This is a genomic window from Microbacterium sp. Leaf159 (assembly GCF_001423615.1).
GTDB lineage: Bacteria > Actinomycetota > Actinomycetes > Actinomycetales > Microbacteriaceae > Microbacterium.
This window is the reverse complement of sequence record NZ_LMOU01000001.1, coordinates 1,190,335-1,216,657: the sequence shown is the minus strand read 5'-3', so window position 1 is coordinate 1,216,657 and position 26,323 is coordinate 1,190,335. Positions and strand designations below refer to the sequence as shown.

Sequence of the window (26,323 nt, the reverse complement as noted above, 5' to 3'; positions counted from 1 at the left end):
CACTACGCTGGCGTCATGTTGTACGAGCACCTCGGGGCTCGGCCCCGGATCCATGACACCGCCGTCGTCGCTCCCACCGCCGTGATCTCCGGCGATGTCGAGATCGGCGCCGGCTGCCAAGTGCTGCACGGCGCCGTGATCACGGCGGAGGGCGGGCCGATCACGCTCGGGGAGCACGTCATCGTGATGGAGAACGCGCTCATCCGTGCGACGGCCGCGAACGCCGTGCACATCGGCGCGCACACGCTCATCGGCACTCTCGCGAGCATCGCGGGGGCCACGGTCGGCGAAGAGGTGTTCTTCGCATCCGGTGCGCGGATCTTCAACGGCGCGCTGGTCGGCGACCGCTGCGAGGTGCGTGTCAACGCGATCGTGCACCGACGCGCGGTGCTTCCGGCCGGCACGGTCGTGCCGATCGGATGGGTCGCGGTCGGTGACCCCGTGCAGCTGCTCTCGCCCGACCGCGAGGAGGAGATCTCGGCCGCGCAGCCCGAGCTCGACTTTCCCGGTCACGTCTTCGGCGTCGACCGCGACACCCCTGATCTGATGGTGCAGCTGACCGAGCGCTACGGCAGCTCGCTCGCGCGTCACGCCCACGATGTGCGTCTCGACGTCGACGGTCGCGCGGCGGGTCGAGGGTGAGCGACGGTGCAGGGCTCGTCCGACCCGATGTGAGCGCGGCCGACGCGGCCGCGATCGCTCGGGAGTGCTACGGGATCGAGGCGGTTGCGAGCGAACTCGGCAGCAATCAGGATCGCAACTTCGTGCTCGTCGAGACCGACGGCTCGCGCAGCGTCCTGCGCGTCGACAACCCGGTGTTCGGTGACGAGGCACGCGACGCGCAGCATCGGGCACTGGATGCCTATCGCGCGGCGGGCGTGCCGGTTCCCGCCGTGTTGGCGGGGCTGGACGGCGCGCTCACGCAGCGATGGCACGGATTCGCGGTGCGACGCAGCGAGTTCGCGGACGGCGAGGCACTCGTCGATGCCGGATACCTCGCACCGATCGTGCTCACGGAGTTCGGTGCGCTGGCGGCTGCGTCGGTGAACGCGCTCGCCGGGCTCGAGCATCCGGGGCTCGACCGCGAGCACATGTGGGACATGCGCGTCGCCTTCGAGCAGGTCACAGTGCTCGCGCCGTCGGTGACCGACGCGGAGCTGCGCTCGCGTGTGCGCACCGCATCGGACGACGCGCAGAAGGCGGTGTCGGTCGTGGCCGATCGACTGCCGGTGCAGCCGATCCACGGCGATCTCACCGACGACAACGTCACCGGTCGACGGGGTGTCGACTCGCGACTCCATCCTCATGTCGTACTGGATCTCGGTGACCTGGGCCTCGGCTGGCGGGTCGCCGAACTCGCGGTGTGCGTCTCGTCGATGCTGCACCACGAACCCGAGCGCCCTCTGCGCACGCTCGACACGATCGCGGCGTTCCACGCGGATGCGCCGCTCAGCCGCGATGAGGCGCGCGCAGTCTGGCCACTGGTCGTGCTGCGATCGGCGCTCCTGGTCGCGAGCGGCTGGAGGCAGCTCGAGATCGACGGCGACAACGACTATGCGCGGGAGCGGATCGCGGGGGAGCAGGCCATCTTCGATGCCGCGACCGCTGTTCCGCTCGCCGAGGCTACGGAGCTGGTGCTCGACAGGCTGGGCTTCGACGCCCCTGCGTTCGAGGTGCCCGTGTACGAGGTGCCCGTCGTCGAGGTGCCGGTCGTCGAGGTGCCGGTCGTCACCGGGCCGGAAGTCGAGACGCCGGAGTCGGACGGATCAGAGGGGGAGGCGCCCGAGCGCGAGGGGCCGGAGGACGACGCACCGCCGCACGCCGGCGATCACCTGATCTCCCCACTCGCTCCGCTGCTGCCTGAGCTGGATGGTCGCATCGTCGTGGTCGATCCGGGGGTGGAGTCCGACGCACTGGATGCCGGTCGATGGAACGCGCCCGATGCAGAGGCGGAGCTCATCGCCGACGCGCATGCCCGGGGTGCGCGTGCCGCCGTGGTTCCCTACGGGATGTACCGCCTCACGCGCACTGCCATCGACACACCGGATGGGGCTGCCACCTGGCCGGTCGAGACCGAGCTGCACGTCGCTCCCGGGCCGTCGTCGCGCATGATCGCCCCCGTCGAGGGCGACCTGAAGATCACCGACGGCAGCGTGCGCATCACGATCGACGGCGGGTGGGAACTCGACCTCCGCGGCCCCGACTTCGAGCCGACGCGCAATGGCAGGGTCGAGAAGGGCGAGAGCATCGGTCGACTCGCGGCGTCGTTCGAGATCAGGACACTGGTCGTCGGACTCCGCCGAGCGGATGCTCCGCCACTGCCCGCCGAAGCCACCGCCGCGCACCGGGTCACGCCGGACCGAGTCGACGCCTGGCGTCGCTTCACCGCCGACCCCGCGGCTCTGCTCGGCCTCGCGTCGCACGCGCAGCGCGACGGCGCGGACGACGAGCTGCGCCGCCGCGAGCGGATCTTCGCCGAGGCGCAGGAGCGCTACTACGAGCACCCGCCGCAGATCGAGCGCGGCTGGCGGCATCACCTCGTCGACACCACCGGTCGTAGCTACGTCGACATGGTGAACAACGTCGCCGGCCTCGGCCACGGGCATCCGAAGGTCGCCGCCGCGGCGAATCGACAGCTGAAGACTCTCGCCACGAACTCGCGCTTCCTGTTCCGCGACCTCGCCGAGTACAGCGAGCGCCTGATCGCGCTGATGCCAGAGGGGAGCGGACTCGACACGGTGCTGCTGGTGAACAGCGGCTCGGAGGCGGTGGATCTCGGCATCCGTCTCGCGCAGGCGGCGACCGGACGGCGCACGGTCGTGGCGCTCCGTGAGGCCTATCACGGTTGGACCATGGCGAGCGATGCCGTCACGACCAGCGCCTACGACAACCCCGAGGCTCTCGAGACGCGACCCGACTGGGTGCACGTCGCCGACGTGCCCAACCGATTCCGAGGCACGTATCGCGGAGACGACACCACCGACCGGTATCTCGCGGACCTCGCCACGGACCTCGAGCGTCTCGCCGCGGACGGCCGCGACCTCGCGGCATTCCTGTGCGAATCCGTGCTCGGAAACGCCGGCGGTGTGCTGCTGCCCGACGGATATCTGGCGGGCGCCTACGATCTGGTGCGTGCTCGCGGCGGTCTCTGCATCGCCGACGAGGTGCAGGTGGGCTTCGGTCGCATGGGCTCGAGCTTCTGGGGGTTCGAACAGTCCGGCGTCGTGCCCGACATCGTCACGATCGCGAAGCCGATGGGCAACGGATTCCCGATCGGGGGCGTGATCACCTCACGGCGGATCGCCGATGCGCTCAGCAGCCAGGGGCAGTTCTTCTCCTCGGCGGGCGGCAGCACTCTCAGCTGCCGCGTCGGGCTGGCGGTGCTCGATGCCATGGTCGAGGACGATCTGCAACAGAACGCCCTCGAGGTGGGAGCGCACCTGGCCGAGTCTCTCCGGGCGCTGGCGCACCGGCATCCGCTCGTCGGTCCTGTCCACGGCGAAGGTCTCTACCTCGGGGTCGAGCTCATTCGCGACCGCGAGAGCATGCAACCGGCGGACGCCGAGGCCGCCGCGATCTGCGAGCGGATGCGGGAGCTGGGCGTGATCGTGCTCACCACCTCCGAGCGTTCGAACGTGCTGAAGATCAAGCCGCCGCTCTGCCTGACGGTCGAGAGCGCCGAGCACGTGGTCGCGATGCTGGATCGGGTGCTCACCGAAGGTTGGTGATCTCGGACTTCTTCGAATCGCGCGCGGATTTGCCATGTTAAATGCGTATTTCGAATCAGATCCGCTCTTCCGCTGACGATTCCCCGGGGTACATACTGAGCCTCAGTGTCGGACGCCCGAAGTCCGACCCATGCGCTGTTCCCGAAGGAGTACTCATGGCCACGACCATCAAGACGAAGCCGCTCGCACAGGGCGGGGGAACACTCCGACGAAATCTCGGACTCTGGGCGATCGTCGGTCTGGGCCTCGGCTACATGACGCCGACCGTCGTGTTCGACACGTTCGGCATGGTGGCCCGCGACACCGACAACGTCGTCCCGGCCGCGTACCTCGTCGCGCTCGTGGTCATGGTCTTCACCGCCATCAGCTACGGCAAGATCTCCAGCGCCATCCCGAGCGCCGGCTCCGCCTACACGTACGTCCGCGAATCGATCCACCCGAACCTCGGCTTCATGGTCGGCTGGACCTCGTTGATCGACTACGTGCTGCTCCCGATGGTCAACTGCCTCATCATCCGCAGCTACCTCGAGGCGCTGTTCCCCGACATCCCCGGCTGGATCTGGGTGGTGCTGTACTGCATCCTCGTGACGAGCATCATCTACCTGACGATGCGCGGCACCTCGAACATGAACATGATCCTGCTCGTGTTCTCGATCGTCGTGATGATCGTGTTCGTCGTGATGGTCGTCGCCCAGCTCATGCGCGGCGAAGGTGCGGCCACGATCGCCTCGGCCGCCCCGTTCATCCACGACGGTGCGACGATCAGCGCGGTGCTCATGGGAGCCACGATCGTCTGCTTCTCGTTCATCGGCTTCGACGCGGTGACGATGTACGCGGAGGAGGCGAAGGACCCGAAGATCATGCCGAAGGCGATCCTCCTCACCGTGATCCTCGGTGGAGCGATCTTCCTGATCGCGGGATACGTCACGCAGCTCCGCTTCCCCGATTGGAACGAGTTCGCCCCTGGCGGTGACATGCAGTACGTCGAGGATTCCACGCTGCCCATCATCGGGAACCTCGTCGGCGGCAACGTGCTCATGGCGGTCCTGACGGCAGCCGGGTTCTGCGCGACGCTCGCCTCGGGCCTCGCCTCGCACGCCTCGGTGTCGCGCATGCTGCTGGTGATGGGGCGCAACAACGTCCTTCCGCAGAAGGCGTTCGGCTACATCAACCCCCGCACCCACACGCCGACGTTCAACATCGTGCTGGTCGGCGCGATCTCGCTGCTGGCGATCCCGTTCACGCTGGAGCTGATCGCGGCCTGGATCAACTACGGCGCGCTGATCGCCTTCACGTTCGTCAACATCTCGGTGATCGCGTGGTTCGCGATCCGCAAGGGGCGGCGCCACACGCCGCGCGACATCTTCTCGTACATCGTGATGCCGGGCATCGGCATGCTGCTGACGGGACTCCTGTGGGTGAACCTGCACGCCGATGCCCTCACCGGAGGCCTCATCTGGACGGCCGTCGGCCTGATCTACCTCGCCGTGATCACGAAGGGCTTCCGCAAGAAGGTGGTCGCGTTCGACGAGAACCAGGCGGTGACCGGCTTCAACAAGGTCGTGAAAGTGCCTGTCGACGAGAGCTGAGGCCTGCGCGCACAGAACAGGGATGCAGAAGAGCCGCCCACCTGGGAGGGGGGGCGGCTCTTCTGGCATGTGCAGGCGGAGACCGGCGGGTCAGATGACGCCCTGCGCGAGCATCGCGCCCGCGACGCGCTCGAAGCCGGCGATGTTCGCGCCTGCGACATAGTCACCCGCGACGTCGTAGCGCTCGGCCGCGTCGAATGCGGCGCTGTGGATGTCTGCCATGATCTCGCGCAGCTTGTTCTCGCTGGCGTCGAAGCTCCAGCGCTGGCGGGACGCGTTCTGGCTCATCTCGAGGGCGGAGGTCGCCACGCCACCGGCGTTCGCGGCCTTGCCGGGAGCGAAGAGCACGCCGGCGGCCTGGAAAGCGTCGACGGCTGCGGGCACGCAGGGCATGTTCGCGCCCTCGGAGACCGCTCGCACGCCGTTCGCGATGAGAGCCTCGGCCCCGCCGAGGTCGAGCTCGTTCTGCGTCGCGGAGGGCACCGCGATGTCGACGGGCACCTCCCACACGCTGCCGCCCTCGACGAAGCGCGCACCGGGACGACGGTTGGCGTACTCGACGATGCGAGCGCGTTCGACCTCTTTGATCTGGCGGAGCAGGTCGACGTCGATCCCGGCGTCGTCGACGACGTAGCCGGACGAGTCGGACGCGGTCACGGCGGTCGCGCCGAGCTGCGTGGCCTTCTGGATCGCATAGATCGCGACGTTGCCCGAGCCCGAGACGCCGACGCGCTTGCCGTCGAGCGAGTCGTTGTGCACGCCGAGCATCTCCTGCGCGAAGAACACGGCGCCGTAGCCGGTGGCCTCGGTGCGCACCTCGGCGCCACCCCAGCCGGTGCCCTTGCCGGTGAACATGCCGGACTCGTGACGGTTGGTGATCTTGCGGTACTGGCCGAAGAGGTAGCCGATCTCGCGGCCGCCCACTCCGATGTCGCCCGCGGGGACGTCGGTGTGCTCGCCCAGGTGGCGGTAGAGCTCGTTCATGAACGACTGGCAGAAGCGCATGATCTCGCCGTCCGACCGACCGTGCGGATCGAAGTCCGAGCCGCCCTTGCCGCCGCCGATGCCCTGCCCCGTGAGGGCGTTCTTGAAGATCTGCTCGAAGCCGAGGAACTTGATGATCGAGAGGTTGACCGACGGGTGGAAGCGGAGCCCGCCCTTGTACGGGCCGAGGACCGAGGAGAACTGGATGCGGTAGCCGCGGTTGACCTGCAGGCGTCCGGCGTCGTCGACCCACGGGACACGGAACAGGATCTGTCGCTCCGGCTCGACCAGACGCTCGAGGATGCCGCCGTCGACGAACTGCGGATTGCGCTCGAGCACCGGCGCGATCGAGTTCAGGACCTCATGCACTGCCTGCTGGAACTCGGGCTCGTGCGGGCTGCGGGTGAGGACCGTGTCGAAGACGGGCTGCACCGAGTCGGCGAGCGGGTGGAAATCAGCGGAAGACGAAGAGGTCACGCGAAAGAGCTTTCTGAACGGGGGAAGAAGATGATGCGTGCGATCGTGTCGCGTGAGAGGTCGCCGGATCGGGCAGAAACTTCACTCTAGCGGGCACCCCGACGTGAGGGATCTCACACCGGAATACACGCGACGACGACGACGGGGTGGCTCACCCGGTGTTCTGCAGACCCGCCGCGACGCCGCTCACGGAGAGCAGGAGCAGGCGCCGCTGTTCCTCGTCCGCACCGGATCCGGTCGCCTCCGCCGGGTCGCGCAGCGCACGCAGGGCGCGCAGCTGCAGCAGCGACAGCGCGTCGACGTAGGGGGTGCGCAGCTGCACGGCGCGCTGCAGGATCGGCTTGTTCTCGAGCAGCCCGACACCGCCGGTGAGGCGGATCACCCATTCACGCGTGAGGGTCATCTCGTCGAGCACGAGCTGGGCGAGGTCGTCGCGATCGCCCAGCGCCAGATACTGGCGGGCGATGCGCTCGTCGGTCTTCGCGAGGCTCATCGCGACGTTGTCGATCATGGTGCGCAGCAGCGGCCAGTCGCGGTACGCCTCGATGAGGCGAGCCTCGTCGCCGACGGCTGCCAGCGCCGTGCCGAGACCGAACCAGCCGGCGAGGTTGATGCGTGCCTGCGTCCACGCGAACACCCACGGGATGGCCCGGAGATCTTCGAGCGACTCGACGGAGAGGCCTCGTCGCGCGGGGCGCGAGCCGAGCGCGAGCAGACCGATCTCCTCCATCGGGGTGACCGTGGCGAACCAGGGCGCGAAGCCCTCGGCCTTCACGAGCGAGAAGAAGCGCTCGCGCGAGGAGCGGTCCATCACCGAGGCGATGTCCGCGAACCGCGCTGCGGCCTCGCTGGTGTGCTTCTCGACCGTCGGCGACGACGCGAGCAGGGTCGCTGCGGCGACCTGATCGATGTGGCGCATCGCGATCGCGGGCTCGCCGTAGCGGGCGAAGATGACCTCGCCCTGCTCGGTGAGCTTGAAGCGTCCGTCGACCGAGTGCGGCGGCTGCGCGAGGATCGCCGAGTTGGCGGGTCCGCCACCGCGACCGAGGGCACCGCCGCGACCGTGGAACAGGGTCAGCTCGATGTCCGACTCCTGCGCCCACAGCGCGATCTTCTCCTGCGCCTCGTAGAGGGCGAGGTTGGCGGCGACGGGGCCGACGTCCTTCGACGAGTCGGAGTATCCGAGCATGACCTCGAGGCGGTTGCCGGTGGCGGCCATCCGCTCCTGGAACTCGGGGAACGTCACCGCCTCGGCGAGGATCTCGGGAGCGGCCTGGAGGTCGGCGAAGGTCTCGAACAGCGGAACGACGTCGAGCACGGGCGCGTCGTCGCCGAGCGCATGCCGTGCGAGTGCGTACACGTTCGCGAGGTCGGAGGCCGCCTGCGTGAACGACACGACGTAGCGGCCGGCGGCTCGGAGGCCGCGGTCGCGCTGGATCTCGGCGATCGCACGGAAGACCTCGAGCACCTCTTCGGTCTGCGCGCTGACGGCCTCGCCGCTCGCGAGCTCCGCCAGAGCCTTCGCGTGCACCTGCGAGTGCTGACGCACCTCGAGCTCGGTGAGGTGGAAGCCGTACGTCTCCACCTGCCAGATCAGGTGCTGCACGCCACCGAAGGCGTGGCGCTTCGCTCCGGCATCCGACAGCGACGACTGCACGGCGCGGAGGTCGGCGAGGAGCTCCTCGGGGCGGCCGTACCGCTGCTCGTCACCGCGGCGGGTGGCAGCGACGCGGTGGGCGAGCGCGAGCAGGACCCGGCGGTGCGGCTCGCCGGGGGAGCGGGCGCCCAGCTCCTCGGCGCTGCGCGGATCCGCGGCGGCGAAGTCGTCCCACAGGGCGGAGACGGCTGCGCTCGCGGGAGTGTCCTCGGCGTCGAGCGTGAGCGTGCGGCCGATGCGCTCGAGCGCGCGCTCGAGACCGCGGAGCACATGATCCGAGGCGATCTGGGAGGCCTCGCGAGTGACGGATGCCGTGACGAAGGGGTTGCCGTCGCGGTCGCCGCCGACCCAGGAGCCGATCCGCACGAAAGCGGGCACCACGGGTTCGGAGGCACCGGAGTCGTCACCGCGCAGTGCGTCATCGATGCGGCGGTAGACGTGCGGGACCGTCGTGAACAGGGTCTCGTCGAACACGCCCATGACCGTGCGCACCTCGTCGGTCGGCGACGGCTTCTCGGCGCGCAGCGGTGCGGTGCGCCAGAGGGTGTCGATCTCCTCCAGCATCCGGCGACGGGCGCGGTGCTCCTCGGAGCCGCCCTCGCTCGCGGCGTCGTGCTGCGTGAGCAGCTCGGACAGGCGACGGATGCTCGAGGACACCGCCCGGCGACGGGCCTCGGTCGGGTGGGCGGTGAAGACGGGGTGGAAGCGCAGGCCCTGTAGGCGACGACGGGCCTCGTCATCGCCGACCTCGGTCTTCAGACGGGCGTAGGCCGTGGCGACGGTGTCGGCGGCATCCTCACGGCCGGGCTGACCTGCGCGCTCGCGGAGGACGCGCACGCGCTGGTGCTCCTCAGCGAGGTTGACGAGGTGGAAGTAGCACGTGAACGCCCGTGCGACCTCGTCGGCACGGGCGATGCTGAACGATTCGGCGATCGCCGCTGCGCGCTCGAACGCGTCGGACGTCTCTTCGTCGTAGGCCTGGATGGTGGCGAGGCGCAGCTTCTCGACGTCCTCGAAGAGGTCGTCGCCGCCGGCTTCTCGCAGCACCTGGCCGAGAAGGGCGCCGAGCATCCTGACGTCGGAACGCATCGCGTCCGGGATGCCTCGGCCCGCTTCGAAACGGCCGATGATGCGGATGGCCGAGGTGTCGGTGGGCTCGGGGAAGGCGTGTTCGGGGGTCACCGTTCGAGAGTATCCCGGGTCGGGGTGGTGCTCGGAACGCATGACGATCCGAGACGCCCGCGGCGACCGGCGAACTACCATGGAGGGGATGCGAATCTCCGCGAACCCCCTCCGAGGGCAGCAGTTCCCCGCTGTCCTCCTCCTCGTCGCCGCCGGCCTCGGTCTGCTGCTGGCGAATCTCCCCACGCACGACGCGCTCGCCGCGGTGCTGGACTTCCACATCGCGGTGCCAGGAACCTCTCTGGATCTCTCGATCGAGCACTGGGTGTCCGACGGGCTCCTCGCGGTCTTCTTCCTCGTCGTCGCGATCGAATTGCGCCACGAACTCACGCACGGAGAACTGGATTCGCCGCGCAAGGCCGTGCAGCCGGCGATCGCCGCCGCGGGCGGTGTGCTGGTGCCGATCGCGGTCTACCTGCTGATCGCCGGAGACTCGGCGACCGCCACCGGATGGCCGATCCCCACCGCGACCGACATCGCCTTCGCGCTCGGTGTGCTGGCCATGTTCGGCAAGGGCCTGCCCTCGACCGTGCGGGTGTTCCTGCTGGCGCTGGCGATCCTCGACGACATCATCGGCATCATCTTCATCGCCGTCCTCTTCGCGCACGACGTGCAGTGGCTGCTGCTCGTCCTCGCCGTGGTCGCGGTCACGCTCTTCTGGGTCCTCAGCCGTGCGCTGCACGCCAAGGGGCATCCCGCGATCGCCGTCGCCATGGTCGTCGTCGGAGTCGTGGCGTGGGGACTCGTCGCCGCGTCCGGCATCCATGCCACCATCGCGGGCGTCATGCTGGGTCTCGTGATGTCGCCGGTGCCCGCCGCCCGCACCAGGCATGCCCTCGAGCCCACGGTCAACGGGGCGATCCTGCCCGTGTTCGCGTTCGTCGCCGCCTTCGTGATGATCCCCGATCTCTCGCCCTCCGAGCTGTCTCCGGCATTCTGGGGCATCGTGGTCGCCCTTCCTGTCGGCAAGATCATCGGCATCTCGCTGTTCGGCTGGCTCGCCATGCGCATCCGGCCCCGAGGCACGGCGCCGGCGCTCCCGTTCGCCGACATCCTGGCCGCCGGAGCCCTCGGGGGGATCGGGTTCACGGTGTCGCTGCTCCTCGCCAATCTCGCTTTCGCGTCGGATGCGGGTGTCCGCGACCAGGCGATCCTCGGCGTGCTCGTCGGCTCGCTCATCGCGCTCGTGCTGTCCGGGGTGATCGTGTCGCTTCGCGCTCGCTCCTATCGTCGGCTGAGCGCCGCGACATCCTGACGATGTTCGAGGAGGAACAGTGACCGGAGAGCAGGAAAGCGATCCGCTGCGCGAGGCCGCGGAGACCATGCGCGCGGTGCGTGAACGGTGCGTCTGGTCGCAGCGGATCACCCATCACGATCTCGTGCCGTACCTGATCGAGGAGTCGCACGAGGTGATCGACGCCGTCGAGAGCGGCACCCGCGCCGACCTGCGCGAAGAGCTCGGCGACCTGCTCTGGCAGGTGCTGTTCCACGCGGCGATCGCCGCACAGGATCCGGATGACCCGTTCGACATCGACGACGTCGCCGACACGCTGACCGAGAAGATGGTCCGCCGGCACCCGCACGTCTTCGCAGGTGAGATCGCGACCACCCCCGACGAGGTGCTCGTGCACTGGAACGCCGCCAAGGCGGCCGAGAAGCGCACGAGGCGGAGTGTTCTGGACGGTGTCCCGCGAGGGATGCCGGCGCTGGCGCTCGCGCAGAAGATCGTCGGACGAGCGGCAGGGGCGGGCGTGGAGGTCGAAGGGCCGACCGGCGGCGCCGTGACCGCGCCCACGACCGAGGCGGAGCTCGGCGACGTTCTGCTCGGGCTCGTCGCTGTGGCACGAGCCGAGGGGTGGGACGCCGAGCGGGCGCTGCGCGAGCGGCTCCGCGGGCTCGAAGCCGACGTCCGCGACGCCGAATCCGGCGCCTGACGCCACAGGCCACCCCGCCGACCTGGAAAGATGGGGGCGTGGCTACTGTGAACCCGCCGCGCGGCATGCGCGACATCCTCCCCGCCGACAAGGCCCGCCGCGAGCGCGTCCTCTCCGTCATCCGCGATCGGTACCGCTCGCACGGATTCGACGAGATCGAGACTCCCGCGCTCGAGGAGTACTCGCGACTGCACGCCGGCATCGGCGGCGACAACGAGAAGCTGGCCTACAACGTCCTGCGCCGCGGCCTCGACGCCCAGGCGATCCGGGAGGCGGCCGAAGATCAGGGCGTACTCGCCGACCTCGGGCTCCGCTACGACCTCACGGTGCCGCTCGCGCGGTTCTACGCGAGCAACCGCGGTCAGCTGCCCGGCGTCTTCCGCGCCATCCAGATCGGCCCGGTGTGGCGCGCGGAGCGCCCGCAGAAGGGGCGCTACCGCCAGTTCGTGCAGTGCGACATCGACATCATCGGCGACGACTCGTCGCGAGCCGAGGCAGAGCTCATGGTCGCCTCGCTCGATGCCGTAGACGCGCTCGGGCTCGAGGGAGCGACCGTGCGCATCAACGACCGGCGCGCGCTCGACTGGATGCTCGACAGCTTCGGTTTCACCGCCGACGAGCGGCCCGGCGTGCTGATCACGATCGACAAGCTCGACAAGATCGGCCCGGAGGGGGTCGCGACGGAACTGCGTGAGCGCGGTGCCGCGGCATCCGCCGTCGACGCCTTCGAGGAGTTCCTGCGTCGCCCGCAGACCATGGAGTACAACCCGTTCGGAGAGCGCCAGATCCGCAAGGCACTGCCCGAGAACGCACCGGATGAGATCGTCGGGCACCTGGTCGGCATCGGCGAGGCGGTCGCCGCCGGTCGCGGCGCGACCGACATCCCGCTGGTCTTCGATCCGTTCCTCGTGCGTGGCATGGGCTACTACACCGGCACGATCTTCGAGCTCGCGCATCCCTCGGTCTCGTACTCGCTGGGCGGCGGAGGCCGCTATGACGGCATGATCGGACGCTTCCTCGGCCAGCAGGTCCCCGCGGTCGGGTTCTCCCTCGGCTTCGAACGACTCGTCGACCTCGTGACGGCCGGGGCGGATGCCGCCGAGCGCGCCGTCGTGCTGATCCACGACGCCGACGTGCCCGTCGTAGAGCTCGTGACCCACAAAGCCGCGCTCGTGGCGACCGGTGCCAGAGTGCGGCTGGAACGACGCACGAAGAACGTCAAGGCGCTGCTCGAGCGCTCGGCCGCCGACGGGTACACGGAGTTCGCGACCGTCTCCGCGGGTGCGTCTCAGCTGGAGCTCAAGCCCCTGTCCTGAGGTTCAGGAGAGCCTGGATGCCGTTCACGCGGCGTTCACGGCGGTCGGATCGAATCGGTGCATGAGACGACAGCATCTCGTCGCCTTCGCCGGAGTCGGCGTCGCGGCGGTGGGGGTGGCCGCCGGCATCCGGATCGTGCTCGCCCATCAGGCGGCCATCGCACGCCGTCGCATCGGCAAGCCGCTCGGTGAACGGTCGATCGATGCCGACCGCGTCTGGCNGGAGCCGATCGAACTGCTCGTGCTCGGCGACTCGCTCGCGGCGGGGCTCGGCGCCGAGCGACGGAAGCAGACGCTCGGTGGTCGCCTCGCCAAAGGCATGGCCAGGCGTCTGGGCTGGCCGGTGCACCTGCGCACGGCCGCGATCGTCGGCTCGGAGTCGCCCGACCTGGCCGCCCAACTCGCCGACCTCCCGGAGGGCTACGCGCCGCACGTCGCCGTGATCGTGGTGGGAGGGAACGACGTCACGCATCGGATCCCCGTCGCCGTCTCGACACAGCATCTGCGCGATGCGATCCTGCGTCTGCGTCGTCGCGGCACCGAGGTCGTCGTCGGGACCTGCCCCGACCTCGGCGCGCTGCGCCCCGTTCCTCAGCCGCTGCGTCGTCTGGTCTCGAGCATGTCGCGCAGGCTTGCGGAGGCGCAGACAGAGACAGCGCTCGCCGCGGGGGCGCGCCCTGTCGATCTCCGTCGCGCCGTCGGCCCGATGTTCTTCGACGATCCGGATGCCATGTTCAGCATGGACCGCTTCCATCCGAGCGCTCTGGGGTACCGGCGCACGGCCGAAGCGCTCCTTCCGACCGCGTGCCTCGCCGCGGAGGCCGCACTCAGCTCGCGTCGTCCGGCGCCGCAGTGAACGATGCGGCCCACTCGGCCACGCGTCGCGCGCTCTCCTCGTCCGAGAGGTCCTCGACGCGGGTCATGACCGACCACCGGACGCCGAAGGGATCCCGGATGCTCGCGAAGCGGTCTCCTGACACGAATGCCGACGGAGCCTCCCTCACGGTCGCCCCGGCTGCGACGGCACGCTCGACGACGGCGTCGACGTCGGGGACGTACAGCCCCATCGAGTAGCAGTCGTCGTCGCCTGAGGGTGCGGGAACGAGGTGGTACTCGGGACTCGGCTCGCCCAGCTGCAGGCGCCCGAGACCGAAATCGAGGTCGGCGTGGGCGACGACGCCCCCGAACTCCGTGACGTCGACGACGCGGGCGCCGAAGACGTCGCGATAGAACTCGATCGCCTCGCGCGCCCCGGGGATCGCAAGGAACGGGGTGAGCGAGGTCGCGCTGTGCGGTCGTCCGTCTGTGGTGTGTGTGCCGGTCGCGCCGGTCGTGTTCTCCGTGGTCATACGGCCACCGTACGGAGCGGCAGGCATCGTGCGCTTGAACATTCGCGACAGGCTGCGAGTGCGGTTCGTGGAATCGACGTCTCCCGGCTGTGCGAATCCGACGATGCGTTTCGATCCCGCACCGGGAGCCCGGACGTCTCGTCGTAGGGTCGAGGGCATGGATGTCGAATACCTCGGACCCACCGTGTCCGCGATGTGGCTGACCGTGGCGCTCCTCGCCGGCGGGTTCGCGCGCACCCGGAACCGATCGGCGCTGGCGTGGTTTGTGCTGACGGTCTTCCTCGGCCCGATCGCAGCGTTCCTGCTCGTGGTGTGGCCCCCGGCTGACCCGATCCCCTCGCCATCTCCGCGCGGGGCCGACTCCTCACCGGCTCGTCCGAGCGACGAGTAGACGTGCGTGAGACGCGTGGGGTGCTGTATCCGGCACGGCTGCCGGAGTTCCATCGTCTACCGCCCGAGGGCCGCGCTCGGGATCTCGCCGTGTGGTTCTGGATTCCCGAGTGGGACATCGAGCCCGGCAGATCGTCGCGGCAGGACATCGTGGGCTATCCGGCGCTGAACCTGGTGGTCGAGCAGGGCGTGGTCACTCTGTCGGGTGCGACGACCCGCGCATCGCATCGCGACCTGAGCGGTACCGGATGGGCGGTGGGTGCTCTGCTGCGGCCGGCCGCCGTCGCGGCGCTCACGGATGATCCTGCGGCGCTCGTCGACGACGAGTGGATCGTCGATGCCGCAGACCTGGCCGAGGCGGTAAGTGCCGGGATGCGCTCGGGTGACGGGCATCGCGAGCGTGCCGTCACCGCGTTCTCCGACTGGCTCGCGCACCGGGTCGGCCCCGTCGACGGTGCGGCAGCTCAGGCGAACGCGCTCGTCGACGTCCTGATGGGAGACCATGCGGCCGACACGGTCGAGGAGGCGGCGACGCGACTCGCGGTCTCGGTGCGCACTCTGCAGCGCCTCGCTCACCGATATGTCGGTGTCTCACCCGCCGCGATGATCCGGCGGCGACGGCTGCAGGAGGCTGCCGAGCGGCTGCGACTCGATGCGGGTCTCGATCTGACGGAGCTTGCGGCCGAGCTGGGCTACGCCGACCACGCGCACCTGACTCGGGACTTCCGCAGCGTCCTGGGCATCGCCCCGCGCACCTATCGCGCCGGGGCAGGCGAGGAGCCCGCAGAGGGCGCGGGCCCCTGATCAGCTCGTGATCCGCAGACGGATCACCCGGTAGAGCACTCCGATCAACACCACAGCGGTTCCGGCGATCGAGGCCAGCACAGGCAGCGTGTTCACGAGCAGCAGACAGCCGAGCGCCCCGACGACCTGCAGTGCTCGGGGATAACGACGTGCGGATGCCTGCTGACGGAATGCCGCGGCGTTCGCGATCAGGTAGTACAGCAGGACTCCGAAGGACGAGAACCCGATCGCGTCGCGCAGATCGGCGACGAGCACGATCACGACCACGATGACGGCGATCATGATCTCGGCTCGTCGGGGCACCTGCCGTCGATCGTCGACTTTCGCGAGGAACGACGGCAGGTCCCGCTCGCGTGCCATCGCCAGTGTCGTGCGACCGATCCCGGTGAGGAGTGCGAGCAGCGCTCCCAACGATGCTGCGGCGGCGGTGATCCGGACGACCGGCGTGAGCGCGGCCCACCCGGTCGATGAGAGGGCGTCTGCCAGCGGAGCGGAGCTCGACGCCGCATCGCCGCCGAGGGTGACGACCACCGTGACCGCGACCAGCAGGTACACGACCACCGCTCCACCCAGCGCGAGGGCGATCGCACGGGGGATCGTCCGTGCGGGGTCGACGACCTCTTCGCCCAGGGTCGCGATCCGCGCGTATCCCGCGAAGGCGAAGAAGAGCAGCCCGGCGCCCTGGAGAACACCGTAGGCAGTCGCGTCGGGGAGAGGGGAGGGGGTCGCCGCGGATGCCGCGCCGAGTCCGACCGCGACCACGACGGCGAGCCCCAGAAGCGAGCAGATCACGAGGATCCGAGTCGCGAGAGCCGTCCGCGTGACCCCGAGGCAGTTGACGGTCGCGAGCGCGACCACCGCCGCGATCGCGACGGGCGTCTGCCAGCCGGCTGGCGCGGCGTACGCGGCGAAGGTCATGGCCATCGCCGCGCAGCTCGCGATCTTGCCGATCACGAAGCTCCATCCGGCGACGAACCCCCACCACGGACCGATCTCCGCGCGGGCGTAGGCATAGGTGCCGCCGGCGACCGGATGCACCGCGGCGAGCTGAGCCGACGCGGTGGCGTTGCAGTACGCCACGATCGCTGCGATCGCGAGCGCTGTCAGCAGGCCGCTGCCGGCCACTCCGATCGCCGGAGCCCAGACCGCGAAGACGCCGGCGCCGATCATCGAACCGAGTCCGAGGGCTGTGGCGTCGCCGAGCGTCAGGCGGCGGGCGAGGGGCATCCCGTCATCGTCGCACGCCGGAGTGAACGGCTGGTGCCGTCGCCTGAGACACGGCAGGCAGCGTGAGGATCGCGGGGGAGGTTCCCCCGACCTGCACCGACTGCTCGCTCGGGATCAGTCGGCTGTGATCGCGAACGGGATCCTCGGTGCCGGAGTTTCGCAGGTGCAGCGGATGCGCTCCGGATGACACCTGCAGCCGCAGCCGGGAGCCTGCTGCGAAGCGGTGGGCGATCGGAGCGAGCGCAAGGCGGATCCGGCGCGGCTCATCGGGCTCTGCATCGGGCGAGAGACGTCGATATCCGTCGGCCACGGTTCGCGAGACGCCCTTCGCATCGACCTCGCAGAGCCTGACGAACAGGTCCGCCCTCGGATTCGACGACGCGAACGTGACCTCGAACGCGGGCTCGCCCATGATCACGAGGTCGTCGGCGAGCGCATCGCCCGTGAACACCAGCACATCATCCCGCCGCTCCCTGGCTCGCTGGTCGCGGCGTCCCGCGCTGAAGGGGTTCAACGTGCGTCCACCGGCATCAGGGGTGGGGTCGGCGGGATCGTAGCGGTACGCCAGCACCGCAGCATCCGCAGAGGTCGTCTCTGAAGGAGCCGCCGCCGGGCTCAACCGGCCCGTGCCTGTGAGCTCGATCTCGATCGGCGTCGACGGTGGTGGCCAGCTCTCGAGGTCTCGCCAACCGACACCCCCGGTGATCTCCACTCGTGCGCCGCCCGCCGGTTCTGTCGCGGAAAAGGCCGCCAGCGCCTCGCGCACCCCGATAACCGTGATCTCGGGTGCTCCGTGCACCCAGTCGCCGACGATCAGGCGCACCGGACGACCGGCTGCGCTCAGCGCTTCATGGTCCGCGAGCTGTCCGACCAGGAACAGGTCCTGCCATCCGGCCATCAGAGTCACCGGCGGGATCGTCTCGAGATCGGACGCGAAGTGCATCGGATGCCACCAGGGGTCGCCCTGGTCGCTGTGCTCGACCCAGTCGCGGAAGAATCGGGGATCCGCACCTCGTGCAGCGCGCACGGCCTCGGACGGGGGAGTGGCGAGCGAGCCGCGGGCCAGCGCCGGCTTCGCGAGAAGCAGGGCCCGGATGCGCTCGAGCAGCGGCTTCTCCTGGATGTCGAGCGCGTACGCCCAGGTGAGGGGCGTGTCGATCGAGAACCCTCCGCCGGGATACAGGATGGCGTCGTCGAAGCGCCTGGCCGAGATCGCGATCCCCATCGCATCCGGCCGCTCATCGCCGTCGCAGTACGCCCACTGGGTCACCCCGAAGTAACTTCCGCCCCACGAGTGCACGCGCCCTGTGGTCCAGGCCTGTCGCCGCAGCCAGCGCATGGCTGCCTGGCCGTCGGCGACCTCGTCGTGCAGCGGGTCGAAGGTGCCGCCTGATCCGAAAGTGCCCCGGCAGCTCTGCACGACCACGTGGTGGCCTCGTTCCGCGATGAACCGAGCGACCCCGCCGATCCCGTCACGGCCATACGGCGTGCGGATCAGCACGGTGTGGCCGTCGGCGCCAGGGGCGTGCCAGTGGTCGGTGAGCAGTTCGACGCCGTCGTCCGCCGGTACCGGGATGTCGGCGGTGCGCATCACCGCGCGATGAGTCGCGGGCGGCATGTCGGCCGCCCTGGTCAGTCGTCGGTGCTCACGGCGTGCGGTGAACGTCAGTCGAGCGGTGCCGGTCATCGCACGCTCTTGACCCGCGTGACCGAGAAGGCCGCGAAGAGCGCCATCACGACGGCGCCGATGTAGAGCGCCGCGAAGTTCTCGCCGGTGGGCGAGCCGATGCGCGTGGCGAAGAATCCGAACACGGGCACGAGGATACCTGGCAGGAGGTAGGCGAGCGCGACGATGCCGAGATCCTTGCCCGCGTCCTCGACCGGGGGGAGGCACTCGGTCATCAGGGCCACGTCGGCGGCGATGTACGCTCCCTGCCCTGCGCCGACGATCGCGATGCCGACGAGGAAGAACGCGATGTCGCCGAACGAGATGGCGAGCACGAGCCCTGCCGCGCTGGCGAGCGCTCCGATCACGACCGTGGGCTTGCGACGGCCGGTGCGGTCGGAGATCACCCCGAACACGAACGCCATGACCAGGTTCATCAGCGTGAACGCGGCGGTCGCCTGAGTCTGCACGCTCGCGATCTCGGCCGGATCGTCGATGCCGAAGCGGCCGGAGATCGTGAGGTAGAGGTAGCTCGTGACCGACACGATCGACGCGGTCATGAAGAACCTGCAGGCCCAGGCCCAGGCGAAGTCGGGATAGCGGCGAGGGCTCAGCCAGAAGGTGGACAGCACACCGCTCCAGTCCAGGGGCTCCGCGCGCGCCGTGCGTCGGATGTCCCTGAGCGCGAAGAACAGCAGGAGCGCGAGGAGCACCGAGAATCCGCCGGGGATCAGGAACATCCCCGCCTGTCCTGTCGCGGCGACGACGCCAGAGAGCGAGACCCCGCCGAGGATGCCCATCGCGGTGGCGGCGCCGGTCACCGCCGACATGATCGCCCGGATGCTCCGGCGGATCTGATCGGCGAACAGGGTGTGGACCGTCATCGAGATCGCACCCCAGCCGACCAGGACCAGGACCGTGCCCGCTCCGAGGGCGAGCAGCGACGGGGCAGTCGCCTGGATGACGTAGCCGATCAGGGCGATCAGGGAACCGGTGAGGATCCAGGGGCGTCGGATGCCGAGGCGCGACATCGAGCGGTCGCTCACCCGGCCGAAGACCGGTGTGGTGACGAGGACTGCGGCACCGCCGAGGGTGAGGACGATGCTGAGGTCGCCGGTCGCCTGATCGGGGTTCCACTCTTTGAGGAGCTGGGGGATCGCGACGCTCGCCACACCCTGGGCGATGCCCGACCCGAACCAGGCGAGCACGAACGCGACCCAGAACCAGCGACTCTGGCGCTGGCCGGGGACGGCGTCCGAGGCGAGCGGCGGTGCGGATGAGGCGGACGGGAATACGGGATCGACTGCGTGGGTGGACATCATCGTCTCCAGGTCTCGGTCAGGGTCTCGGCGGTAGAGGGATCCGTGGGATCGGCGGACGCGGGAACGCGGGTGGCATAGGCCTCGGCGAGCTGGCGGGCGAAGGCGTCCCGCCAGTCGCGCGCGCCCTGCCAGCGGGCGGTCAGACCGGGCGAGCCGTGAACGTGTCCGATGCCTGTGTGCAGCACCACGGGCACCCCGGCATCCCGGAGCTTCGCGGCGTAGGCGACCGCGCCGTCGCGGAGCGGGTCGAACTCGGCGACCAGGATCAGAGCGGGTGCGAGCCCCCGATGATCCGTGGCATCGAGCGGTGAGGCGTCGGCGAGTGCCGCGCCTGCTCGGTAGATCTCGACGATGCCCTCGGCGCCTTCCATGCCGGACGCGCGGCGATGCCGATCCATCGACCGCCCGAACGGTCGCAGCGCAGCAGGGGGGACTTCGAGAGCCTGGTGGTGGAGCGCATGGCCTGCATCGCGTTCCCGCAGCGCTGCCGTGGCGGCGATCGTCGCGCCGGCCGAGTTGCCTCCGACCCCCAGGCGCTCGATGTCGATGCCCCACTCGTCGGCGTGCGCGCGCAGGTCCGCCAGCGCCGCGACGGCGTCGAGCACCGGTGCGGGGAACGGATGCTCGGGGGCGAGGCGGTACTCGAGCGACACGAGCTGCACTCCCGAGCGAAGCGCCCGATCCGCGCACACGCGTTCGTTGAGGATCTCGTCGATCGTTCCCTCGGTCCATCCGCCCCCGTGCAGCCAGAGCATCGTGGGGAGGGGACCCGAGGCGTGGGCCGGCCGGAACCGTCGTGCGCGCAGCGGCCCCTCGCCGCCCGCCACCGTGATCTCATCGACGAGCACACCCGCGGGTGCGGGGTCGGTGAACTCGGAGGCCAGGAGGTCGCTGATCTCCCGTGCGGCGCGGCGGCGCACCGCTGATCCCGTCGGTCCCGGGTCGGCATACGTCGCGGAGACCTCGAGGGTGCGCCGCAGCCAGGCGAGTACCGGCTGGTCGAGAGGGGGGAGGTCGTCGCCGAGATCGATCATCGGACGCTCCCGGCGTGCAGCGCGCGGAGCTGCGAGACGATGAGGCCGTGCGCGGCATCCGCCGACGGAACGTGCCCTGTGCAGCCCAGGGAGCCGTGCGTCTGACCGATGAACCGGACGGCCGTCACCGCGACCCCCGCGGCTGACAGCGCACGGGCGTAGGCCTCGCCGTCGCCGCGCAGCGGATCGAGCTCGGAGGTCAGGATGAGCGCGGGCGGAAGATCCTCGTGAGAAGAAGCCAGCAGCGGTGACGCATAGGCGAGGCGCGCGGTGGCCGTGTCGTCTCCGAGATACTGCCGTACGAGCTCACGACCGGCTTTGCGCACGATCACGCCGGGCATCCCGGCACTGATTCCCTTCATGTCCGCGTGTCCGATGGTGAGGTCCAGAGCCGGGTTCTCGAGGATCTGCAACGCGATCGTGTGGTTCGAGCGATCTCGGTTCATCAGTGTGACCGCCGCGGCCAGGTCGCCTCCCGACGATGCGCCGCCCACGGCGATGCGCCCGGGCGAGGCTCCGAGCTCCGCCGCATTCGCGTGTGCCCACTCGAAGGCGGACCAGCACTGCTCCGGCTGCGTCGGGAACCGCTGCTCCGGAGCGTGATCGTAGTCCGCGGCGACGATCACGATCCCGGCGTCGTGTGCTCGCTGTCGGAAGCGCGCGTCCCACGTCACCCAGTCGATGCCGGCGATCGTGAACCCGCCGCCGTAGAAGTAGACGAGCATCGGGAGGTCGGCGTCGGGAGCCGGACGTTCCTCCGTCGGCCAGTACACGCGAACGCGCACATCAGGATGCCCCTCGACGGGCACGATCCGATCGAGCGTCGCGGTGCCGAGCGGCCGGATCTCGAGCGCGGCGCTCACCCGAGCGTCGTTCTCGCGGGCGACGCGTCGTCGTCCGGCCGGATCCGTGGGCTCGGGGTCGAGCAGGGGAGCGATCCGCTGCTCGAACGCCGCGACCGCACTGTCGAGCGACGGGCGGCGGAACGGACTTTCTCGTGACATCGGGCATCTCCTTCGATGGGCTGCGCACTAGTCTGGGCAATCGAAGAACTTCGATGAAGTGCGGAGGCGCGAGGATGCGGGCACGGCCTGGGCGGGTCACGATCTACGACGTGGCGGAGCGCGCCGGGGTCAGCATCTCGACGGTCTCGCTCGCAGTGAGCGCACCGCATCGGGTGCGACCCGACACGCGGGAGCGCATCGTCGCGGCGGCCACCACTCTCGGCTATCGGATGACGGCGGGACGCCGTGTCGGCGCCGCACGAATCGCGGTCGCGGCTCCGTTCACCACCTATCCGTCCTATCTGCGACGGCTGTCGGGGATGCTCCGGCGCGCGAGGGACGCGGCGGTCGACATCATCCCGTACGACCTCGATTCGGCGGCTGCGTCCGACGAGCCGCTGCTCGACGTGCTCCCGACCCGCACGGATGTCTCAGGGTTGGTGGTGATGGGCGTGCCGCTGGGGGGAGCGGCCAGACGCGCGAGCCGAGCCGCCCGTATCCCGGTCGTGTACGTCGACGTCGTGCCGAGCAGGGCGGATGTCGGCGGACCCGTGGTCCTCGTGGACGACCGCGACGGAGGCGCACAGATCGGCCGGCACCTCGCAGGCCTCGGGCACCGGCGTGTGCTCTTCGTCCACGAGCCGCAGCGCTCGCCGTCGTATGTGTCTGCGGGCATGCTCCGCATCGAGGGGCTCTCGCAGCATCTGGGCGTCGCCTCGCTCGCACTGGCGGAGCCGGGTGCGGTCGACGAGCGGGTGCTGCGAGCGGCGTCCGACGCGGATGCGACTGCGATCGTCGCCAATCACGACCAGTTCGCGGCAGCGGTCCTCACGGTTCTCCGCGCGAGGCCGGACACCGCGCCGCTGTCGGTGGTCGGATACGACGACGGTGAACTCGCGTCGGGGCTCGACCTGACGACGGTGCGCCAGCCCTTCGAGGAGAGCGGGCGCACCGCATTGGAGCTCGTGCTCGGTCTCGTCTCCGGGGCCTCGTCCTCGCGCGAGACGATGAGGCTGGCCCCGTCGCTGATCGTCCGGTCGTCGACGTTCTCTCCTCCGACCGCGTGAGCGCAGTCACCGGGTTCAGGGTCTCGTCGCTGATCAGCCTCGCGCCGCAGTGACCCGCTTCTTCTCGCGGATGTAGACCTCGCGGCGCACCCTGGCGACCACATCGCCGTCGCGATCGGTGATCACGGTCTCGAACCACTCGAGCACCTTCGCTCCGCCGTGGGCGCGCTCGCGGATCTCGGCGGCGCGCTCCCTGCTGACCTCGAACTCGGCGGTCAGCACGCCCCGGCCGGGCTTGAGGAACTCGATCTCGCCGCGCGTGTCCCACACCACGTATTCGCGTCCCAGCTGGTGCATGACGAGCATGAAGAAGTACGGATCGGTCATCGCCGACATCGAGCCGCCGAACGCCGTCTTGACGTAGTTGCGGGTGAAGACGTTCACGTGCAGCTCGACGGTCGCATGGGTCCAGTCCTCGCTGAAGCGGCGGATGCGGATCCCGCTGAACAGGTTGGGGATCCACAGGCTCATGCCGGTGGCGAGGCGTCGGGGAGTGATGCGCATGAGGTCAGTGTGGACGACGCGGTCAGCGAGGCGAAGCTTGCTGGAGGGTTTCGACAGTTGTTATAGTTCTCCTATAACTAATAGAAATTGAGAACGCGATGCTGATTCGAATCGATGCCGACAGTGCTCGGCCGCTCTTCGACCAGGTCGCGGCGTCCGTCCGTGCCGACGTCCTGACCGGGCGGCTCGGGCCCGGCGATCGGCTGCCGGCCGCGCGCGAGCTGGCAGACGCCCTCGAGATCAATCTGCACACGGTGCTCCGCGCCTATCAGCAGCTCAGAGACGAGGGGTTGATCGACCTGCGTCGCGGCAGGGGAGCAGTGGTCGCAGCATCCGCCGCCCCTCTGGCCGAGCTGTCACAGGACATCACCGCGCTCGTCGCCCGCGCCGCCTCCCTCGGCGTCTCTTCCACGACCCTGGCCGCCCTCATCAAGGAGACCGACGCATGACCCCCGAGATCCGCAGAGCCCGCACCGCCTTCTGGTGGGTGGGGGTGATCGTTCCGCTGGCGCTGCTCGTGCTCGCGAGCATCGTCGTGCTCTCCTGGCTCCCCGAAGTGCCGGACCCCGCCGCGATCCACTGGGGTCTCGACGGCGCCGACGGCTTCGGCCCTCGGTGGACGCCTCTCGCCCTGCTGGTCGGTCTCGGCGGAGGCACCGTGCTGCTGTTCGCGGTGATCGCGCTGTTCTCCCACCGGCTCCCTCAGCGGGGCGCTGCCGCACCTACCCCTCAGCCGCAGTGGTCGGCGACGGCTCGTCTGCTGGGAGCCGCGAGCCTCGGCACTGCCGGAATGATGTCGATGCTCGCGATCGCCTCGACCGCCGCTCAGCGCGGTCTCGCCGACGCCGCGGATGCGGCAGACATCACCCTGTGGGTTCCGGTCTTCCTCCTGGCGATGGCCGGTCTCGGCATCGCGGGATGGTTCCTGCAGCCGTCCGTGCCCGTCTCATCCGACTCGACGGGCGACGCTGCGGCCCCGCTGCCGTTGGCCGATCACGAACGCGCGGTGTGGATGAAGACCGTGACGGTCGCGAGGGGCGGTCAGGTCGTGCTCGGCATCGGCGTCTTCATCGTGGTCGCGATGAGCGTGCTCCTGCTCGCTCAGGGCATCGCCGCGGGCTGGATCACCGCCGCGGTCGCCGTGGTGCTTCTCGTTCTCGTCGCGACCAGCCTCACCTTCCGCGTCCGCGCGAGTGCCGCGGGGCTGCGGGTGCGATCGATCGCCGGCTGGCCGCGGGTCGATATCCCCGCCGCGGAGATCGCGAGCACTCGTGCCGTGCAGGTCGATCCCTTCGCCGAGTTCGGTGGCTGGGGGTATCGGTTCGGTCTGGACGGCCGGCGCGGGATCGTGCTCCGCAAGGGGGACGCGGTCGAGGTGACCCGCACGAACGGGCGGGTGTTCGTGGTCACAGTCGATGACGCGGCCACCGCCGCATCCGTCCTCGCGGCGGCCGCCCGGCGCTGACCTCTCGCGGACCGCGCACTCACAGCACTCGACCGAGGAGATCATCATGACCCGCATCCGCGTCACCGCCATCATCGCCTTCACCGTGCTCGCCTGCGGGCTCGCGTGGCTCGTGGCCCTGCCGCTGTGGCTGGGCGACGGCCTCGCCGAGCCGAGTGCGGGTCTGCTGCTGCCCGTGATGATGATCACGCCCGCGATCGCCGCGCTGGTGATCACGTTCACCATGCGCATCCCCGCACCGGGCGAGAGGGTGCGCTTCCTCGGCCTGTGGCCGCTGCGCCCGGCCAAGCGCGTGGTCTGGCTCATGGTCGTCGGCTGGCTCGCCCCTCCGCTGCTCGTGGGACTCACCATCCTGCTCGCGGCGGCTCTCGGATTCATCCGGCTCGATCCGACCTTCGCGGGGTTCGCGACCGAGATCGCGAATCTCCTGCCGGAAGGCACTCCGATGCCGCCGATCGAGCTGCTGGTGTTCTCGCAGATCGCGATGATCCCGCTCGGAGCCCTCATCAACTGCGTGGTGGCGTTCGGCGAGGAGCTCGGCTGGCGCGGGTGGCTCGTGCCCGCGCTTCGGCCGCTCGGCACCTGGCCGACCCTGCTCATCAGCGGAATCATCTGGGGTCTCTGGCACAGTCCGGTGATCCTGCTCGGCTACAACTTCGGCCGCACGGACATCACCGGAGTGCTCTTCATGGTCGGAGGCTGCGTCGCCTGGGGCATCCTGCTGGGCTGGCTGCGTCTGCGTTCCGCCTCGATCTGGCCCGCGGTGCTCGCCCACGGAGCCCTGAACGCCGCGGGAGGTCTCGTGATCCTCTTCGCCGCATCGCAGCCCGACCTCGCGCTCGCAGGTCCCCTGGGCGTCGTCGGATGGATCGTGGCAGCTGTCGTGATCGCAGTCCTCGCCCTCACCGGACAGTTCCGAGAGCAGCCCGAGCTCGCGGGGGCACCCGGTCGGATGCTGTCCGCACCCCGTGAGGGCGGTCGCTCCGCCGCCTCTTGACGCTCTCGGTGCCGCGCGGTTGGCTGAGCACATGGATTCCACTCCCACCGCCTGGTCCGACGCCGACGCCTATCTCGCCGACCTGCTCGTCGGGCACGATCCGGATCTGGAAGCGGCCCTCGCGGCCCAGCGTGAGGCCGGTCTGCCTGCCATCGAGGTGGCGCCGGTCTCGGGCAAGCTGCTCAACCTGATCGCGCGCATCAGCGGCGCTCGCCGCGTGCTCGAGATCGGCACGCTCGGGGGATACTCGACGATCTGGCTGGCACGTGCGGTCGGCGCGGAGGGTCGTGTCGTGACGGTCGAGGCCGAAGCCGACAACGCCGCGGTGGCGAGGGCGAGCATCGACGCGGCCGGAGTCGGCGACCGCGTGGACATCAGGATCGGACGGGGTGCCGACGTGCTGCCCACGCTCGTCGGAGGCTTCGATCTGGTCTTCATCGACGCCGACAAGGAGTCCAACACGATCTACCTCGACTGGGCGGCGAAGCTGGGCCACCCCGGCACCGTCGTCATCCTCGACAACATCGGACGCGAGGGCGAGATCGTCCGTGACGACTCCACTGATCCCAAGGTCGTCGGGACCAGAGAAGGACTGCGGATGCTGGGGGAGGACCCCCGCTTCGACGC

The 26,323-nt window shown here is 69.7% G+C and carries 23 protein-coding genes; 14 read left to right on the top strand and 9 right to left on the bottom strand.

The features are described from left to right. The first annotated feature begins 15 nt into the window (after positions 1 to 15). The 3 genes from ASF80_RS05880 to ASF80_RS05870 all read left to right on the top strand — a co-directional run bounded on the left by ASF80_RS05880 (position 16) and on the right by ASF80_RS05870 (position 5,317). Positions 16 to 642, top strand: a complete 627-nt coding sequence (locus ASF80_RS05880) for a gamma carbonic anhydrase family protein (protein WP_056308808.1) — start codon at positions 16 to 18, stop codon at positions 640 to 642. Beyond that, positions 639 to 3,728 carry an aminotransferase gene (locus tag ASF80_RS05875; RefSeq protein WP_056308805.1) on the top strand — a complete coding sequence of 1,030 codons (3,090 nt, stop codon included), beginning with the start codon at positions 639 to 641 and terminating at the stop codon, positions 3,726 to 3,728. Before ASF80_RS05880 ends, ASF80_RS05875 begins: the two co-directional genes overlap by 4 nt. A 155-nt stretch (positions 3,729 to 3,883) precedes the next feature. Continuing rightward, a complete protein-coding gene (locus ASF80_RS05870; protein WP_082488197.1) occupies positions 3,884 to 5,317 on the top strand; it encodes an APC family permease in 1,434 nt (477 codons plus the stop codon). 90 nt (positions 5,318 to 5,407) lie between these two features. On the opposite strand, the gene gdhA is transcribed toward ASF80_RS05870, so the two are convergent. Both gdhA and ASF80_RS05860 read right to left on the bottom strand, forming a co-directional pair. After that, a complete protein-coding gene (gene gdhA / locus ASF80_RS05865) occupies positions 5,408 to 6,778 on the bottom strand; it encodes an NADP-specific glutamate dehydrogenase (RefSeq protein WP_056308803.1) in 1,371 nt (456 codons plus the stop codon). A 151-nt stretch (positions 6,779 to 6,929) separates the two neighbouring features. Continuing rightward, positions 6,930 to 9,617 carry a phosphoenolpyruvate carboxylase gene (locus ASF80_RS05860; RefSeq protein ID WP_056311836.1) on the bottom strand — a complete coding sequence of 896 codons (2,688 nt, stop codon included), beginning with the start codon at positions 9,615 to 9,617 and terminating at the stop codon, positions 6,930 to 6,932. An 88-nt stretch (positions 9,618 to 9,705) separates the two neighbouring features. On the opposite strand from ASF80_RS05860, the gene nhaA reads away from it, so the two are divergent. The 4 genes from nhaA to ASF80_RS05840 all read left to right on the top strand — a co-directional run bounded on the left by nhaA (position 9,706) and on the right by ASF80_RS05840 (position 13,723). Next, a complete protein-coding gene (gene nhaA, locus ASF80_RS05855; RefSeq protein WP_056311834.1) occupies positions 9,706 to 10,872 on the top strand; it encodes a Na+/H+ antiporter NhaA in 1,167 nt (388 codons plus the stop codon). A 67-nt stretch (positions 10,873 to 10,939) separates the two neighbouring features. Then, the gene (locus ASF80_RS05850; RefSeq protein WP_056311831.1) at positions 10,940 to 11,551 is read left to right on the top strand and encodes a MazG family protein; all 612 of its coding nucleotides are present in this window, start codon (positions 10,940 to 10,942) and stop codon (positions 11,549 to 11,551) included. Positions 11,552 to 11,616: 65 nt separating this feature from the next. Continuing rightward, positions 11,617 to 12,867, top strand: coding sequence for a histidine--tRNA ligase (locus ASF80_RS05845; RefSeq protein ID WP_056308800.1), 1,251 nt, complete (start codon positions 11,617 to 11,619; stop codon positions 12,865 to 12,867). Between the two features lie 241 nt (positions 12,868 to 13,108). Next, on the top strand, positions 13,109 to 13,723 hold the full coding sequence (locus ASF80_RS05840; RefSeq protein ID WP_321163976.1) for an SGNH/GDSL hydrolase family protein: 615 nt from the start codon (positions 13,109 to 13,111) through the stop codon (positions 13,721 to 13,723). On the opposite strand, the gene ASF80_RS05835 is transcribed toward ASF80_RS05840, so the two are convergent. After that, entirely contained in the window at positions 13,695 to 14,216 is a 522-nt protein-coding gene (locus ASF80_RS05835; RefSeq protein ID WP_056311828.1) for a VOC family protein, read from the bottom strand. The genes ASF80_RS05840 and ASF80_RS05835 overlap by 29 nt on opposite strands. A 157-nt stretch (positions 14,217 to 14,373) precedes the next feature. Between ASF80_RS05835 and ASF80_RS05830 the strand changes: the two genes are divergently transcribed. Both ASF80_RS05830 and ASF80_RS05825 read left to right on the top strand, forming a co-directional pair. After that, complete coding sequence (locus ASF80_RS05830) at positions 14,374 to 14,607, top strand: hypothetical protein (RefSeq protein ID WP_056308798.1); 234 nt, start codon at positions 14,374 to 14,376, stop codon at positions 14,605 to 14,607. Positions 14,608 to 14,609: 2 nt separating this feature from the next. Further along, positions 14,610 to 15,410 (top strand): AraC family transcriptional regulator, encoded by an 801-nt coding sequence (locus ASF80_RS05825; RefSeq protein WP_056308796.1) that lies wholly within the window; start codon positions 14,610 to 14,612, stop codon positions 15,408 to 15,410. On the opposite strand, the gene ASF80_RS05820 is transcribed toward ASF80_RS05825, so the two are convergent. From ASF80_RS05820 to ASF80_RS05800, 5 genes are read right to left on the bottom strand one after another with little or no spacing between them, the layout of a single operon-like run. After that, positions 15,411 to 16,637, bottom strand: coding sequence for an APC family permease (locus ASF80_RS05820; RefSeq protein ID WP_056308794.1), 1,227 nt, complete (start codon positions 16,635 to 16,637; stop codon positions 15,411 to 15,413). Positions 16,638 to 16,641: 4 nt separating this feature from the next. After that, positions 16,642 to 18,324 (bottom strand): CocE/NonD family hydrolase, encoded by a 1,683-nt coding sequence (locus tag ASF80_RS05815; RefSeq protein WP_056308792.1) that lies wholly within the window; start codon positions 18,322 to 18,324, stop codon positions 16,642 to 16,644. Next, positions 18,321 to 19,622 (bottom strand): MFS transporter, encoded by a 1,302-nt coding sequence (locus ASF80_RS05810; protein ID WP_056308790.1) that lies wholly within the window; start codon positions 19,620 to 19,622, stop codon positions 18,321 to 18,323. Before ASF80_RS05810 ends, ASF80_RS05815 begins: the two co-directional genes overlap by 4 nt. Next, on the bottom strand, positions 19,622 to 20,659 hold the full coding sequence (locus ASF80_RS05805; RefSeq protein ID WP_056308786.1) for an alpha/beta hydrolase: 1,038 nt from the start codon (positions 20,657 to 20,659) through the stop codon (positions 19,622 to 19,624). Before ASF80_RS05805 ends, ASF80_RS05810 begins: the two co-directional genes overlap by 1 nt. After that, the gene (locus ASF80_RS05800; RefSeq protein WP_235559896.1) at positions 20,656 to 21,663 is read right to left on the bottom strand and encodes an alpha/beta hydrolase; all 1,008 of its coding nucleotides are present in this window, start codon (positions 21,661 to 21,663) and stop codon (positions 20,656 to 20,658) included. The genes ASF80_RS05805 and ASF80_RS05800 overlap by 4 nt, the downstream gene beginning before the upstream one ends. A gap of 74 nt (positions 21,664 to 21,737) precedes the next feature. On the opposite strand from ASF80_RS05800, the gene ASF80_RS05795 reads away from it, so the two are divergent. Further along, on the top strand, positions 21,738 to 22,730 hold the full coding sequence (locus tag ASF80_RS05795) for a LacI family DNA-binding transcriptional regulator (RefSeq protein ID WP_056308784.1): 993 nt from the start codon (positions 21,738 to 21,740) through the stop codon (positions 22,728 to 22,730). 33 nt (positions 22,731 to 22,763) lie between these two features. Here ASF80_RS05795 and ASF80_RS05790 read toward each other — a convergent pair whose 3' ends face one another. Beyond that, on the bottom strand, positions 22,764 to 23,234 hold the full coding sequence (locus tag ASF80_RS05790; RefSeq protein ID WP_056308781.1) for a PaaI family thioesterase: 471 nt from the start codon (positions 23,232 to 23,234) through the stop codon (positions 22,764 to 22,766). A gap of 98 nt (positions 23,235 to 23,332) precedes the next feature. Here ASF80_RS05790 and ASF80_RS05785 point away from each other — a divergent pair, with 98 nt between their 5' ends. From ASF80_RS05785 to ASF80_RS05770, 4 genes are all read left to right on the top strand, one after another. Then, positions 23,333 to 23,683, top strand: coding sequence for a GntR family transcriptional regulator (locus ASF80_RS05785; protein WP_056308779.1), 351 nt, complete (start codon positions 23,333 to 23,335; stop codon positions 23,681 to 23,683). Continuing rightward, positions 23,680 to 24,699, top strand: a complete 1,020-nt coding sequence (locus ASF80_RS05780; protein WP_056308777.1) for a DUF1648 domain-containing protein — start codon at positions 23,680 to 23,682, stop codon at positions 24,697 to 24,699. Before ASF80_RS05785 ends, ASF80_RS05780 begins: the two co-directional genes overlap by 4 nt. 46 nt (positions 24,700 to 24,745) lie before the next feature. Beyond that, complete coding sequence (locus ASF80_RS05775) at positions 24,746 to 25,696, top strand: CPBP family intramembrane glutamic endopeptidase (RefSeq protein ID WP_056311824.1); 951 nt, start codon at positions 24,746 to 24,748, stop codon at positions 25,694 to 25,696. Positions 25,697 to 25,727: 31 nt separating this feature from the next. Next, positions 25,728 to 26,323 (top strand): O-methyltransferase (locus ASF80_RS05770; RefSeq protein WP_056311822.1); only part of this gene is annotated, 596 nt, incomplete at its 3' end.

Excerpts from the sequence above, each read along its gene's own strand:
- ASF80_RS05795 (WP_056308784.1), top strand. The coding sequence starts at position 21,738 with ATGCGGGCACGGCCTGGGCGGGTCACGATCTACGACGTGGCGGAGCGC.
- ASF80_RS05880 (WP_056308808.1), top strand. The coding sequence starts at position 16 with ATGTTGTACGAGCACCTCGGGGCTCGGCCCCGGATCCATGACACCGCC.
- nhaA (WP_056311834.1), top strand. The coding sequence starts at position 9,706 with ATGCGAATCTCCGCGAACCCCCTCCGAGGGCAGCAGTTCCCCGCTGTC.
- ASF80_RS05845 (WP_056308800.1), top strand. The coding sequence starts at position 11,617 with ATGCGCGACATCCTCCCCGCCGACAAGGCCCGCCGCGAGCGCGTCCTC.
- ASF80_RS05850 (WP_056311831.1), top strand. The coding sequence starts at position 10,940 with ATGCGCGCGGTGCGTGAACGGTGCGTCTGGTCGCAGCGGATCACCCAT.
- ASF80_RS05870 (WP_082488197.1), top strand. The coding sequence starts at position 3,884 with ATGGCCACGACCATCAAGACGAAGCCGCTCGCACAGGGCGGGGGAACA.
- ASF80_RS05775 (WP_056311824.1), top strand. The coding sequence starts at position 24,746 with ATGACCCGCATCCGCGTCACCGCCATCATCGCCTTCACCGTGCTCGCC.
- ASF80_RS05790 (WP_056308781.1), bottom strand. The coding sequence starts at position 23,234 with ATGCGCATCACTCCCCGACGCCTCGCCACCGGCATGAGCCTGTGGATC.
- ASF80_RS05810 (WP_056308790.1), bottom strand. The coding sequence starts at position 19,622 with ATGTCCACCCACGCAGTCGATCCCGTATTCCCGTCCGCCTCATCCGCA.
- ASF80_RS05830 (WP_056308798.1), top strand. The coding sequence starts at position 14,374 with ATGGATGTCGAATACCTCGGACCCACCGTGTCCGCGATGTGGCTGACC.
- ASF80_RS05835 (WP_056311828.1), bottom strand. The coding sequence starts at position 14,216 with ATGACCACGGAGAACACGACCGGCGCGACCGGCACACACACCACAGAC.
- ASF80_RS05785 (WP_056308779.1), top strand. The coding sequence starts at position 23,333 with ATGCTGATTCGAATCGATGCCGACAGTGCTCGGCCGCTCTTCGACCAG.
- ASF80_RS05820 (WP_056308794.1), bottom strand. The coding sequence starts at position 16,637 with ATGCCCCTCGCCCGCCGCCTGACGCTCGGCGACGCCACAGCCCTCGGA.
- ASF80_RS05800 (WP_235559896.1), bottom strand. The coding sequence starts at position 21,663 with ATGTCACGAGAAAGTCCGTTCCGCCGCCCGTCGCTCGACAGTGCGGTC.
- ASF80_RS05780 (WP_056308777.1), top strand. The coding sequence starts at position 23,680 with ATGACCCCCGAGATCCGCAGAGCCCGCACCGCCTTCTGGTGGGTGGGG.
- ASF80_RS05805 (WP_056308786.1), bottom strand. The coding sequence starts at position 20,659 with ATGATCGATCTCGGCGACGACCTCCCCCCTCTCGACCAGCCGGTACTC.
- ASF80_RS05815 (WP_056308792.1), bottom strand. The coding sequence starts at position 18,324 with ATGACCGGCACCGCTCGACTGACGTTCACCGCACGCCGTGAGCACCGA.